Source organism: Leptolyngbya sp. PCC 6406 (assembly GCF_000332095.2).
Classification (GTDB): domain Bacteria; phylum Cyanobacteriota; class Cyanobacteriia; order Phormidesmidales; family Phormidesmidaceae; genus PCC-6406.
On record NZ_KI913949.1, the window covers coordinates 3,576,767 to 3,590,767 of the forward strand.

11 protein-coding genes are annotated in these 14,001 nt (G+C 56.5%); 7 read left to right on the forward strand and 4 right to left on the reverse strand.

Annotation, left to right across the window (positions count from 1 at the left end; genetic code table 11):
* Positions 1-68 precede the first annotated feature (68 nt).
* Entirely contained in the window at positions 69-3,620 is a 3,552-nt protein-coding gene (locus LEP6406_RS30430; RefSeq protein ID WP_071992245.1) for a bifunctional diguanylate cyclase/phosphodiesterase, read from the reverse strand.
* A gap of 273 nt (positions 3,621-3,893) precedes the next feature.
* On the opposite strand from LEP6406_RS30430, the gene LEP6406_RS0215775 reads away from it, so the two are divergent.
* From LEP6406_RS0215775 to LEP6406_RS0215800, 6 genes are all read left to right on the forward strand, one after another.
* Entirely contained in the window at positions 3,894-5,897 is a 2,004-nt protein-coding gene (locus tag LEP6406_RS0215775) for a cation:proton antiporter domain-containing protein (RefSeq protein WP_225886547.1), read from the forward strand.
* 70 nt (positions 5,898-5,967) lie between these two features.
* Positions 5,968-7,329: a tRNA (N6-isopentenyl adenosine(37)-C2)-methylthiotransferase MiaB gene (miaB, locus tag LEP6406_RS0215780; RefSeq protein WP_008318142.1), complete on the forward strand. Its 1,362-nt coding sequence runs from the start codon at positions 5,968-5,970 to the stop codon at positions 7,327-7,329.
* 5 nt (positions 7,330-7,334) lie between these two features.
* Positions 7,335-8,078: a hypothetical protein gene (locus LEP6406_RS0215785; RefSeq protein WP_008318143.1), complete on the forward strand. Its 744-nt coding sequence runs from the start codon at positions 7,335-7,337 to the stop codon at positions 8,076-8,078.
* 56 nt (positions 8,079-8,134) lie between these two features.
* Entirely contained in the window at positions 8,135-8,392 is a 258-nt protein-coding gene (locus LEP6406_RS0215790) for a CRR7 family NDH-1 assembly protein (RefSeq protein ID WP_008318144.1), read from the forward strand.
* A 287-nt stretch (positions 8,393-8,679) separates the two neighbouring features.
* A complete protein-coding gene (locus tag LEP6406_RS0215795; protein WP_008318146.1) occupies positions 8,680-9,021 on the forward strand; it encodes a hypothetical protein in 342 nt (113 codons plus the stop codon).
* Positions 9,022-9,048: 27 nt separating this feature from the next.
* Positions 9,049-9,708 (forward strand): phosphoribosyltransferase, encoded by a 660-nt coding sequence (locus tag LEP6406_RS0215800; protein ID WP_008318149.1) that lies wholly within the window; start codon positions 9,049-9,051, stop codon positions 9,706-9,708.
* Positions 9,709-9,773: 65 nt separating this feature from the next.
* Here the strand turns inward: LEP6406_RS0215800 and LEP6406_RS0215805 are convergent, their stop codons facing one another.
* The 3 genes from LEP6406_RS0215805 to msrP all read right to left on the reverse strand — a co-directional run bounded on the left by LEP6406_RS0215805 (position 9,774) and on the right by msrP (position 12,968).
* Entirely contained in the window at positions 9,774-10,163 is a 390-nt protein-coding gene (locus LEP6406_RS0215805) for a hypothetical protein (RefSeq protein ID WP_008318150.1), read from the reverse strand.
* A 187-nt stretch (positions 10,164-10,350) separates the two neighbouring features.
* Positions 10,351-11,703: a hypothetical protein gene (locus LEP6406_RS0215815; RefSeq protein ID WP_008318152.1), complete on the reverse strand. Its 1,353-nt coding sequence runs from the start codon at positions 11,701-11,703 to the stop codon at positions 10,351-10,353.
* 266 nt (positions 11,704-11,969) lie between these two features.
* A complete protein-coding gene (msrP, locus tag LEP6406_RS0215820; RefSeq protein WP_008318154.1) occupies positions 11,970-12,968 on the reverse strand; it encodes a protein-methionine-sulfoxide reductase catalytic subunit MsrP in 999 nt (332 codons plus the stop codon).
* A gap of 78 nt (positions 12,969-13,046) precedes the next feature.
* Here msrP and LEP6406_RS0215825 point away from each other — a divergent pair, with 78 nt between their 5' ends.
* Entirely contained in the window at positions 13,047-13,910 is an 864-nt protein-coding gene (locus LEP6406_RS0215825) for a DUF72 domain-containing protein (protein WP_008318156.1), read from the forward strand.
* Positions 13,911-14,001: the final 91 nt, after the last annotated feature.

Consider the following 14,001-nt stretch of genomic DNA (forward strand, 5'->3'; position numbering starts at 1 on the left):
AGCTTTATCGTAAACAATTTGCCTGTCCCAGCCTTTGGGCCAGTGTTGGTCCCGATTTCCCCATCATGTCATTCTTCTGAAACAGGGGTGGGAAACTTCAAACCGGGATGGCCTAGGAGGACTTCGGTAGCAGGGCCACTGAGGGGGTGTGAAAAGAAATGACCCTGGGCGAATTTATAGCCCAAGTCCTGCAAGTGCTCAAGCTGCTCCTGGGTTTCACTGCCTTCAGCGATGACATCTAACTCTAACTGATTGCCAAGGGCCATGATGGTGGCCAAAATTTGATGATTGCGCTTATCCGTATGGATGTGCTGCACAAAGGAGCGATCGACCTTGAGGCTATCCACGGGCAATCGATGCAAATAGCTGAGGGAGGAATAGCCAATGCCAAAGTCATCAATGGTGATGTGGACCCCCCGTTCCTTGAGTTGCTCTAGCGCCACAATCGTGGCTTCAACATCATCAATCAGCATACTTTCCGTAATCTCTAGGACGAGACAGTATCCTGCCAGACCCGTTTGACCCAGAACCCGATCTACCTCGGTCAACAGATCAGGGCGACGGAGATCCTGCACAGAGAGATTCACACTCATTTTTAAGTCGGCAAGGTGCGGAAACTGGGCTTGCCACTGAGCCAACTGTCCACAGGCGGTGGCGAGTGCCCAGTAGTCCAAGGTGCTGACGAGTCCGGTTTCTTCGGCAACGGGAATAAATGTTCCAGGCAGCTTTAACCCCTGGGTAGGATGGTGCCAGCGAATCAGGGCCTCCAATCCCACCAGGTATCCCGTATCTAGGGCCACTATGGGCTGGTAATGGAGGATGAGTTCCTGGCGAGTAATGGCCTGCCTCAGATCATTTTCTAGGTGGAGTCGCTCTAGGGCTTGGGCGTGCATAGCCGCATTGAAGACCTCGTAGCGCGATCGGCCTTGGCTTTTGGCGCGATACATAGCGGTGTCGGCATCCCGCAACAAATGGGAGGCTTGATCATAGTCCCCCGACCCCAGCACAATGCCAATGCTGGCGGTACTGTATACCTGTCGTCCTTCAATTTCCAGAGGACTGCGCAGCGCAGCAAAAATTCGCTCCGTGGCTCGAACCGCTTCCTGAATCCCTTGAATTTCATCTAGCAAGATGACAAATTCATCGCCCCCGAGGCGGGCGGCCAGATCGGTGCTCCGCAAAATCGACCTAATTCTTTGGGCTATGGCGATCAGCAGCAGATCCCCCGTTAAATGCCCGAGGCTGTCGTTAATTACCTTGAACCGATCGAGGTCCAAAAATAAAACTGCAAACCTATAGTTGGGGGAGCGGTGGGCACGGTTGAGGGCTAACGCCAAGCGCTCCATCAGGAGGTTACGGTTAGGCAATCCGGTGAGGCTATCGTGGAGTGCCTCATGGTGGATCTGGGCTTGGGCTTGAATGCGCTCGGTTACATCCCGCGATGTGGTTTGCAATTGCACCACTTGCCCTTGGAAATTCAGAATCGGTTTTGTCAAGGTTTCAAACCAGATATACTGGCCCGATTTTTGCCGCATTCGATAGGTGGTGGGTTTGGGCTGACCAGACAGCGCTGCGCCATAGCAGTCTGCCACCATGCGATCGCGATCCTCAGGGTGGACAAAATCATAGGGATCTTGGCCTACCATATCCCCATAGCAATAGCCCAAAAGGGACTCGCAGGAGGGACTGACATAGAGATATCGCCGATCCAAGTCATGGAGACAGACTAGATCATGGATATTCTCTGCTAACAGGCGATAGCGCTCCTCGCTCTCCCGCAGGGCCGTTTCCGCCCGTTTCCGATCGCGCAGATCAATATCCACGCAGTACAGTTCCTTTTCCGCCGCCGCATTGGTGAGCAGGAGATGGCTAGAGTAGACCGCAACGGTGGATCCATCCTTTCGCATCAGGTTCAGTTCATCGGCGGGAATCGCCTCATCCTCCACCAGCCAACGGTTGATAGCCTCGATGACGGCGGGCCGCATCTGCGGCGGAATAATGAGGTCTTCAAGTTGTTGACCGCAGGCTTCTTCGCGAGTGTAGCCATAGAGCAGCTCACTGGCCTGATTCCAATAAATGACCTGACGATGGCGGTTGTATCCCTGGACTGCAATTTTGGGGGTTGATTCAAATAAATGGCGAAACCGAGTTTCACTTTCTCGCAGGGCCGTTTCAACCCGGCGACGTTCCACTAGTTCTAAATGAACCTTGTGGTAGAGATTGGACTGCTGAATCGCAATTTCGAGCTGTTCTGCCACAAATTGGGCCAGTTCAACCTGATCCTCTTGCCATCTAAAAGCGGGCTGAGTGGCATTGAGGCTAAAACTGCCCCAGAGTTTCCCCTCGACCGCCAGGGGAATCAGCAACCAGGCTCCCGGCATCGCTTCGGCCACCGAACAATTGATCTCGTCTTCAGTGGCGCTGATGTCCTCCACCCGCAGCACCTGAAACCGCTTTAGGTGCTCAGCAAAGGGGGTATCAGTATCAGCAATGGTAAAGCCTATCGTGGTGGGAGAATGGGGATCGTGACGGAATTCGGCCACGTGCCGCCATACCGCCTGATCGGAGTCATACTGCACCACAAAGCAGTCGAGGGGGGCAAGCAGTTGAGCAGTTTCCGCCGTGGCTGTGGCAAAGATGGTCTCTAGATCGAGGGAATTGCGAATGGCCTGGAAGACTCGATTCAGGGCCTTTTCCCGACGAACCTGTTCTTGCAGAGCGGTGACATCTCTACCCACCGACTGGATTTCCAGCAACCTTCCCTGGGAATCAAAAATGCCTAAACTGATCCACTGGGTCCATCCGATTTGCTGATTAGCCCGCTGGTCGCGGTTGATGTTTTCAAAGATAGGGGCATCGGGAGTGAGGGCAGCAATCTTGCCATGAATCTCCTCTACCTCATCTTCTGGAACGAAAGCGTCCCACTTTAGCCCAATGACTTTGTCTAGCGGTTGCCCTAGGGCAAAGCATAGGGCTTCGTTGGCAAAGGTGATGGTAGTGTCTGGTCGCGATCGCAATATCAAGTCGGTCTGGGTTTGGACCACCTGGCGATAGCGGATCTCGCTTTCCCGCAAGGCATTTTGTGTGGCTTGGTACTGGACCTCTCGCCGTTTGCGATCGCTGATGTCTTGAAAAGTTGCGATCGCATAGATGACTTGACCGTGGGAGTCAAAAATAGGGCGGGCACAAACCTCTAGGGGAATGACCCGATCCGGGTGATGCACTTCCAGATCATCCACCTGAATGGATTCTCCCCCCAGGGCACGGGTACTGGGCAATGCCTCGGGAGGATAGAGGGTTTGACTATCCTCCCGATACACCTGAAACAACTCAGGGAGATGATTCAGGTTCGACTCTAGCCCACAGGTGCGGCCCAAAAGCGCCTGCCCCATTTGATTCAGATAGATCAGGTTCCCCGTGGCATCATGGACCGCAATTCCCATGGGAGCGGCGTCCAAAAATGGTCCCGGCATGAATGGCCCTGGGATGAGTGGATTGCCCTGCTCCACCAGATCCATCTTGGTGAGCAGTTCCGTCAGCAAACGCTTGACCCGATCCGGGATCTGTTCCCATTCGGCAGGGGAAACTTGACCGGCTAAGAGAGGATCTTCATTATCCATAATCTCAGTCTGGATAAGCCCTTGATCTCCCTTGAGTGTAGCCCCTACGCCTAGGGAGATCTGGTGAGGTCGCGGTGAGGTTGTAGATGCACGGATTGAACTGCGGCGAAGAAACTTTGGAGCCTCTATCCCAAAAGGGATTGGGTTGTCAGTCTGCGGACCCATGGCATAGCCTAACCCATGGCCTACAATCATCGGGGTTACGATCCCTGTTCCCCGACTCCCCCACTCCCCCACTCCCCGACTCCCCCACTCCCCTGCACCATGACTTTCATGCCCCTCCCCCTCGCCCAGCTCTCAGGGCCAATCACAGACCCGGTGCAGGTCTTCCTAATCATCATCGCCATCATGTTGGTGGCTCCCCTATTGGTGGAGCGCCTGAAGATGCCCGGTTTGATTGGTCTAATCATTGCTGGGGTCATTGTCGGTCCCCATGGTCTCAATATTCTGGAGCGGGACGCCACCATTGAACTGCTGGGCACCGTGGGGCTGCTGTTCCTCATGTTCCTGGGGGGGTTGGAAACCAGCCTGGATGACCTCAAGGGCAATGCCAAACAGGCGATCAGCTTTGGCCTTGCCACCTTTGGGTTGCCGATGATCCTAGGGACCGGGGCCATGCTGGCCATTGGCTATGAGCCCCTAGCGGCGATTCTCGTAGCCTCCTGCTTTGCCTCCCATACCCTGGTGGCGCTGCCGATTCTGTCTCGACTGGGCATTATGCGATCGCGGGTCGTCACCATCACCCTGGGGGGCACCCTGATCACCAACATCCTAGCCCTGCTGGTACTGGCCGTCGTGGTACGGGCCACAGAGGGAGAACTGACCCTAGGGTTTTGGCTCTTTTTGATCCCAGCCCTGACCATATACACCCTGGCGGTTCTCATCGGTGTCCCAATTCTGGGTCGGTGGTTTTTCCGCAAGTTTGGCCATGACGAGAACGCCGAATTCATCTTCGTCCTCGCCACCCTGTTTGTGGTCTCCTCCATTGCCGGCCAGATCCAGGTAGAGCCCATTGTGGGCGCTTTTCTGGCAGGAATTGCCCTGACCCAACTGATTCCCCAACTCAGCCCCCTGATGAACCGGATTCAGTTCATCGGCAACACCCTATTTGTGCCCTTTTTCCTGATTTCTGTAGGCATGTTGGTGGATCCCCTAGTCCTCCTGCGAGAACCCCAGTCTCTGCTGGTGGCGGGGGTGATGATCGGGGCGGAACTGGTGAGCAAATACGGAGCCGCCTGGGGTATTGGCAAGCTGTTTCGCATCCCCGCCAATGGGGTGATGGTGATGTTTGGCCTATCGGTGGCCCAAGCCGCCTCCACCCTGGCGGCGGTTACCGTCGCCTTCAACATCGACCTTGTAGACGAGCTGACGGTGAACGGTACCATTGCCATGATCCTCGTCAGTTGCATCGCCTCCCCCTGGATTACAGCCCGCTGGGGGCGGGATTTTCAGCCCCAAGAGTCCTCAGAGACAGAGGCTAAATCCGATGCTCTTTGGGGAGGCCGCGTCTTGGTGCCTGTAGCTAACCCCAATACAGAAAACAACCTGCTGCAATTGGCTCTGATCCTAGTGAAGCGGGGGGAAGGAACTCTCCTGCCCATCCATGTCGTCTCCGACGCGGGGGAAGCGGTCCCAGCCCATGCCCTGACCCAGCAGACCCAACTGCTGGCGGCGGCGGAGCAGATGGCCCATGCTGCCGTCGCTCAGGTTGAGACCATTGGTCGGGTGGATGATTCCGTGGACAAAGGCATCATTCGGGCAGTGGCGGAGCGCCACGCCAGTCTGATTATCTGTGGCTGGAAGGGCTACTCCTCCTATCGGGAAAATTTCCTGGGCGGTGTCTTGGACAATGTGGTCCGTATGGCTCTGGTGCCGGTACTGATCACCCGCTTTCCCGCCCCCTTGAAAAACACTCAGCGCCTAGTGCTTGCGGTGGCGGAGGTGGAAACCACTCAGGAGGAATTTGAGCAGGCCATTGATTTAGCCCAACTGCTGGCGACGGAACTCAAGGCCAGTTTGGAGATTATTCAAATGAAACCGGGGCGCAGTCCTAGCCGCTACCATGACCTGGATCTAGACCCCGACCTGAACCTGCAATTAATGGCAGGCAGTTCCCTAGTGCGGGTGTCGCGGCAACTTCAAACCGGAGACTTGCTGCTCCTCACCGCCAGTGGTCGCCGTATTGGCCAGCCGGTGGTGGGGCGGGCTCCCGAGGCCATCGCCCGTCGTTCCCCTGAGGTCTCGATGATCATCATTCATTACCCACGCTTAGCGTGAGGCGAAATCTCACGCTGCTGAAATCCCACGCTACTATTTAAGATTGCGACCTCCTTTGCCTAGACCTACCATGTCCCCCTCCCCCCGGCAATACCACATCACCACCTTCGGCTGCCAGATGAACAAGGCCGACTCTGAACGCATGGCGGGGATTTTGGAAACCATGGGACTGACTTGGACGGAGGATCCCAATGACGCCAATGTGGTGCTTTACAACACCTGCACCATTCGCGACAACGCGGAGCAAAAGGTCTATTCCTACCTGGGGCGACAGGCCAAGCGCAAGCATGAGCAGCCGAACTTGACGCTGATTGTGGCGGGTTGTGTAGCCCAGCAGGAAGGGGAGGCGCTATTGCGACGGGTGCCAGAGTTAGATCTGGTGATGGGACCACAACACGCCAACCGTCTTCAGGATTTGCTGGAGCAGGTTTTTGCGGGCAATCAGGTGGTGGCCACCGAGGCCATCCATATCATGGAGGACATCACTAAGCCCCGCCGCGATAGCCAGGTGACAGCTTGGGTGAATGTGATCTATGGCTGCAATGAGCGCTGCACCTACTGCGTGGTGCCGGGGGTGCGGGGGGTAGAGCAGTCCCGCCCGCCGGAGGCGATTCGGGCAGAGATGGTGCAACTGGGACAGCAGGGCTTTCGGGAAGTCACGTTGCTGGGGCAGAATATCGACGCCTACGGACGCGATCTGCCGGGGATTACCCCTGAAGGGCGGCGGCAAAATACCCTCACGGATCTGCTCTATGCTGTCCACGATGTACCGGGAATTGAGCGCCTTCGCTTTGCCACCAGCCACCCCCGCTACTTCACTGAGCGGCTGATTCAAGCCTGTGCGGAGTTGCCTAAGGTCTGTGAGCATTTCCACATCCCCTTCCAGTCGGGGGATAACGATGTGCTCAAGGCGATGGCGCGGGGCTATACCCAGGAAAAGTATCGCCGCATTATCGACTTGGTTCGCCAGTACATGCCGGATGCGGCCATTAGTGCCGATGCCATTGTGGGCTTCCCAGGGGAAACGGAGGAACAGTTCCAAAACACGCTGGAATTGGTGGCGGATATTGGCTTCGACCAGCTCAACACAGCGGCCTATTCCCCCCGCCCCAATACCCCAGCGGCCCTCTGGGACAATCAGTTGTCGGAGGAGATCAAAAGTGATCGCCTGCAACGGCTGAACCACCTCGTCAACCAGCAAGCCGCACTGCGATCGCAGCGCTACCAGAACCGAGTCGAGGAGGTACTTGTGGAGGACAGGAATCCCAAAAACCCTGCCCAAGTCATGGGCCGCACCCGAGGCAACCGTCTCACCTTCTTCGAGGGAGACATCAACGCCCTGCGGGGACAAATCATCGCGGTTCGCATTACCGAAGTCCGCCCCTTTAGCCTCACAGGTATTCCCCTCGTTGCCGCTATGGCGACCCTTTAGACGAGATGGACGTTCGTGGCACCTTTGTCCCGCCCCTGATGGGCCATGACACCGTGCCGATCCCAATTGTGGGGCCGGGGCAGATAGAGATTTGCGCCCAGGGACTATCTCTGCTCGGCTATCGCATTCCCCGGCGTCTGCGGATGCAGTTGGCCCGTCGCTTTACGGCTGCGGGGGTAGGGTTGGTGCTGCTGCTGATTCTGACCTTTGTCGGCATGGATCAAGCGATCACCTACCTGACCACCGCCGAGCGGTTTATGCAGCCCGCCGTGAACGAGTTTTCCTCTCCCCAGTCCCAATTTAGCGACCAAGAGGCGGCGAAACTGGTGGAGGGCGTGGGGTCTTTGATCTATACCGCGATCGCGGCGGCAGGATTGTTGTGGCTGTGGCATGAGGTGAAAGCCATTCACCACCGCTCCGTAGATCCTCAAGCCCGCATCGAGTTGTTGATTCCCTGGAGCTGTGTCCAGGGGATCCGGACCGCTACAGAGCCTCGGCGGCGTCACTCCAGACAGCATCTTTTTTCCCTGGCCATGGCTCCCCAGCAGGCTAGACCTCAGGATCCCTTCTCTCCGGGGAGGGATGACCTTTTGATCGACATTGCCCATTTTGACTTTGGGGGCCGCCTGCCCTTCTTCCACCGCTCCGGTGGAGCGCTATATTTTCGTCCTGCTGAGGGGACTGATACCGCTGAGCACCTATTGGCAGCAGTCAACACCTATGCCGTCTTCCGGCTCAAGGATGGCTGAAAGCCCCAGTACTGTAGAGAGATTCATTACCGCACATTACCGCAAGGAATTCCTCCATGGCCCATCCGCTCATGTATCAGGAAGAGATGTTTGTGCTCCTCGTGCCCGGTCAGGAGGAGGAAATCCTCAGCGCTGAGGAACTACTGGAGCGCCTACAGGGGATGCTGGGAGACCATCAAGATGACCTCCCCCGTGACTTGGCTAAGTTCGCCACCATCGCCGAGCAGGCCCGTTGCCTGCGGGATACCGCCTGTGAGTTTGAACAGCAACCCGGTCAAACCTGGCAGTGGTATGCCATTCGATTAGAAAAATAGGGTGAAAAAGTAGGGCCAAAACCGTGAAAACACTCAGGTCATGCCCCCGAGCCTTGGCCGAGGATGGTTCGGGGTGGACCGGCTATCCCCTCTGGACTCAGGTGAGTATCTGCCCCAGCTAGGGCGGATACTGAAAAGATTTGACACAACCTCAAAGATCTACCAAAAGCCTTAGCTATAACCAGAGAAACTGAGCCTGTCGCCAGAGGCTGGACCCTAGGGGTATCGCCTATCTTTACACAAGGGTGTGAGGGATCCAATGGCTGTCATTATTTGAGGTATAGGCAATGCAGAAGTCTACTCTGCTCGCGATCGCGATTTTGACCCTGGGCTTTAATGGCGGAACTGCCCTAGCAGACAACGCCCCTGGCACCGCCACCAGTCTGCTGCCCCTGGAAACCCGAGACCTGTCTCCAGATGTCGATCCCGAACGCCTCCAATCCATCTCCACCCAGGTAAATGAAGCCACCTTTGGCAGAAAAGAGCCCTCGGAAGGGGTTTTTGATCCTGCTAATATGCCCTGGCTACGGGGATTCATTGGGGAAAATGGTGAGGCTAAATTGCCTTTGGGACTTACGGTTTTTAGCACCATGGGGGATCCCTCAGTGGGCTTCGGTGGTAGCTTTTAGCGATCCCTTGGTCCACAAAACGGTGTCATGGTGACTCGCTTTCCTAATCGCGCGATCGCGGGGCAACAGCTTGCCCAGCAACTCCTTTCACAAACAGCAGCGTTGTTGCCCCCGACGAGTTTAGTGCTGGCACTGCCTCGGGGCGGTGTGCCCGTAGCCCATGCCATCGCAACAACCCTAGACTTGCCCCTAGAACTGTGGTTAGTGCGCAAACTAGGGGTACCAGGACAACCAGAACTGGCCATGGGAGCCCTTGCCCTGCCTCGGTCACGGCTCCTCAACACCGCCATCTTAGCCCAGTGCGACGTTTCGCCTCGGCAGGTGGAATTGGTTACTGACCAGGAATATCAAGAACTACACCGGCGCAACCAGCTCTATCGTCAGGGACGCCCTGCGCCCTCGGTGACTGGGCGCACCGTGATCTTGGTGGACGACGGCATCGCCACCGGGGCGACGATGCAGGTGGCGGTGTCCACCCTCAGCGCCCAGCATCCTGCCGCTATTGTCATTGCGGTACCCGTAGCCTCCCCAATGGCCCTGAGAATTTTGCAGCCCCAAGTGGCCCAAATTCTCTGTCCTTTAGTGCCCGAGTTCCTACGGTCCATCAGCCTATGGTATGACAATTTTGACCAGACCTCCGATGACGAGGTGCAGACCTTACTCCAGTCCCATAGCAATCCGAATTGATGCTTGGAGGTCGGATGGGCATCTTGCTCGTGCAGGCGAGACGCTTGAAGGCGGCAGTAATTTACCTAGGAATCTGCATCCTGACTATTCCGCCGCCCCAGTTCATAGATGCCACTTCCCATCAGCACAATTAGGCTGAGGCTGATGGACCAGCTTGTGCCCAGCCCCCCCTCAATCCCGTAGTGCAGCAGGAACCCCACTATCAGAAACGGCACAATGCTCAGGACAGAGGCCCAAAAGGCGTTTTGGGATTCTCGACCTTTGCGGGTGCGCTCGAACTCTTCCTCAGACATATACAACGATCGCTCGGCAAAGTTGAACCAACGGTTGAGGCCGTTGCTGACCCACTGCCCCAGGGTGGCAAAGGTGAGATACAGGCCCAAGGCCCACAGGGCTGACCCTGCGATCGCAACTTTGTCCAAGGAAAATTGAAAGGGCAGTGAATCAATCAACATGGATAGGCGTAAGCAACAGCACGGGAAGCACAGGACCGGGAGTCAGGAGACGATAGTGATAGTCAGACTTAGGGATCTGCGGGTTAATAGTGTAACCAGTGGCCAGGTTTTCTCCCCAAAGGAGAAAGCTAACGTCTTCTGAAGGGAGAAAGCCCGATCAACCGGTACGTTATTTTCCTGCGAGTCTCTATGGAGAGTCAGATCCATCGAGACGCTTCAGCCACTCCGCATCCAGCTTCTCCTTCTGATCCGCCTCCTGCTCAATCAGATCCTGATCAGTGGTATAGGCCAGATCGTCTTTGGTAACTACGGTTTGGGTCACAAACTTCTGGGCGTAGTCAATCTTGTCCTGCACTACCTCCGAAATCTGGTTGAGGGCGATCGCCCGTTCCTGACGCCATTCATTATGGGTTTCAATGCGACGGTTTTGACGCTTCACCCAGAAATAGCGCACCGCAGGCACCGCTAGGAAGGCCGTTCCATAACCCAGCAGCAACCAGTAAATGCTGTTGACAAAGGCAATAAAACCCCCCAGTTCCGCCACAAGAGCCGGATCCTGCATCAGTGCCCCCAGCACAATGGCGGCAACAAAATTGAAGATACCCAACCCTGCCGCCATCGTCAGCTTACCGCTGCTGGCTTGGCTAAAGCGCCAAGATGCCTCCTTCAAATAGGCGGCGACGGAACTGGATTTGCGATAGCTCCTAGAGGCTACTCCCTGACCCTCGTTTGCCGTCACCTGCAACTCAGGAAAATGGTAAATGATATTGCCCTGGGGACTGACCTGGGGAACGCCATTGAAGCGGAGCAGCACCGGCATCATGTAGTCGTCATCATCCTTGGCCCAGCTTTCCCCAAACCCATCCAGATAGGGGGTAATCTGCTCCGCCGCTACCGCCCCGCCGTTGTTGCGAATGACAGTGCCAATCGTCTGCCAACGCCTCTCCTCCAGATCAGCATTGGGATCCCCGTCTCCAAACAGAAAGGAAAACACCGCCTCCAGGAAATTCATGTCATCATCGTCGCCACTGCGCCCGGTCTGGCGCTGGGGCTGCTGTCGCTGGCGATTGGGACTGTAGTGAAAGAACCAAAACAGATCTCCCACCCAAAAGCGAGGAATAAACATCATGCCGCCGCCGCCACTCCGGCTGCTGGAGCGGTTATCATCCTTTTGCGAGGAGTTGAGTGCAACGATAATCACCACAATCGCTGCCACGATGATCAAAATCGACAGCAGCAGCAAAATGCCGAAGGAAATGCGAATCAGGTAGAACAGTACGCCCCAGATTCGATCCCAGGTTTCTTGTAGGCGCACTCGCCAATACTTGTTGCGCAACACAGCCCGGAAGTTCTTGGGGAACTCGTAGGCAATTTCGCCAGCCTCTGAGACCTGAAGGTGGGCTTGGGTATCTGCCGCCAGAGTAATCAACCCCCGTTGGGCCGTGTTGAGATCAAGGCCAGCGCTGGCCGCCAAATCACCCACGGTCACCCGGTAGTCCAGGGACTCGACAGCTTCCATTACAGCGGGGTTAGGAGTCATGGGCAATTGCTCGATAGAACCGCAGGGGCACTTCCAAGGTCAGGAAAAAACCCTACCCATCCAGTATAGAAAGGGAGGCTCCTTCTCTAGAGGCTATCCAACAGCCCAACCGGGTACGGAAACCCCCACTATCGGCAGTGTATGGCAGTATTCATCTCACTCCAGTAGGGGCGCAATCCAACTGCATGTCGCTACATATCAGTCGCCAGTCGGTTTAGGACAGGAACGAGTGGGGAGGGTAGAGGCTTGCTTGGGGATCAATATCCCTAGACCCCATAGAGATCGGCGACGTATTCGCCGTAGCCGTTGTAGATCACCGTGGGTTGGACCTCCCAGTTAAAGGGATTGGTTCCGGAGCCGACAATGCGCTCACGGGATTGGGACCAGCGGGGGTGAGGCACTTCCGGCTCCACATTCGCCTCGAACTTGTACTCATTGGGAGAGATCATGTTCCAGTAGGTGGCGGGCTGCTCCCGTAGAAATTCGATTTTCACGATGGACTTGCCCCCCTTGAAACCATATTTCCAGGGCAACACCATGCGAATGGGAGCCCCGTGTTGCTTGGGTAGGGTGCGGCCATAGAGTCCCACGGCAAAGAAGGCCAGTTCATTGGCCATTTCTTCAATTCTCAACCCCTCCACGTAGGGCCAGGGCAGATTCAGAGCAAATTCCCAGGCGGGTCCCGGTGTGACTTTGGGGTCGTAGAAGGAGGTGAAGCTGACGAACTTGGCGTCGCTAGTGGGCTCTACATCCTCTAGCAACGCCCGCATGGGGAACCCAATCCAGGGCACCACCATGGCCCATGCCTCCACACAGCGAAAGCGGTAAACCCGCTCCTCTAGGGGAAAGCGCCGGGTCAGATCCGCCAGGTCATAGGTACGAGGATTGTTCACCAGCCCGCCGACCTCTAGGGTCCAGGGGTCGGTGGGCAGTTTTTGGGCATTTTGCCAGATGTTTTTTGTGCCGCCGAACTCGTAAAAGTTGTTGTAGCGGCTGGCATGGACCTGCTCGGTGATGGGGCGACCGCCATCTCGAAAGTCGGGGTTGGGGCGCACTGAGTTCAGCGGGCGACCCAGGGTTTGACGTAGAGCCGGGTCAATGTCGCCATTACGGGCCTGACCGCAGGCGTTGAGCCCCAGGGCAGACGCCCCAATGCCCGCTCCCACAAGGGTTTTGATAAACCTACGGCGATTCCAGAACGCCGTTTCCGGGGTGGCGGCGCTGTCGGGCAGTTGCCAGGATGGGGGGATATGGGTAAAGGGCATAGTGCGATCGCGATTCTAGGGCTACCGTCCTGATTGTGACACCCTATTCTCTAGGGAGCGAGTTCAGGAGACGGCAGGATGTTTTACCTTGGCTGTGCCGTGTGGGCCTTCAAAGACTGGGTAGGGAATTTTTACCCCACGACTGCTCTCCCCAGACAATTTCTTCAGCTCTATTGCGATCGCATCACCGCCGTCGAAGGCAACACCACCTTTTACAACATTCCCGACGCAGACACCGTCGATCGCTGGGCCGCCCACACCCCAGAAACCTTTCGGTTTTGCCCCAAACTCCCCCGGCTCTACTCCCACCAAGGGCCACTGCTGCCCCACCTAGAAGGCACCCAAAAATTCCTCCAGACCTTGCAACGGCTGGGTCCCCGCCTCGGCCCTATCTTTGTCCAACTCCCTCCCAGCTATGGCCCCGATCGCCTCTCGGATCTGCAAGACTTTCTAACCCAATGGCCCCGAGCCACAGTGCCCGTAGCCGTGGAAGTCCGTCACGCAGCCTGGTTCCAAGAGCCCCATACCGCTCGCTTAACGGACTTGCTTACCCGTCTAGGGGTAGGCAGGGTGCTACTGGATAGTCGCCCCATGTACGACGGACTTGGGGACGGACTAGAGGATCCCCAGCTCACCTCCCAGCGCCGCAAGCCCAAGGTGCCACTACAGCCCATCATCACGGCTCCCTTTACCCTGGTGCGTTACATCAGTCATCCCCACCGCCCCACCAACGAGCCCTATATCCAGGAGTGGATCCCTCGCCTTACGGACTGGATTACCCAGGGCATCGATACCTACCTGTTTATCCACTGCCCCGACGAGGTCCAATCCCCCGCGATCGCGCGGCACTTCTACCACCACCTACAGACTGCACTGCCAACCCTTCCCCCACTTCCCTGGGACGCGATTCCCCCCGACCCCAGTCAACTCACCCTGTTTTAAGATTTTGTAGGTTAATTAAAAAGACCTAGGGGATAATGTTGCAGCATTATCCCCTAGGCCAGAATTAAGTCTGTTACCACAGCCAGGGCTG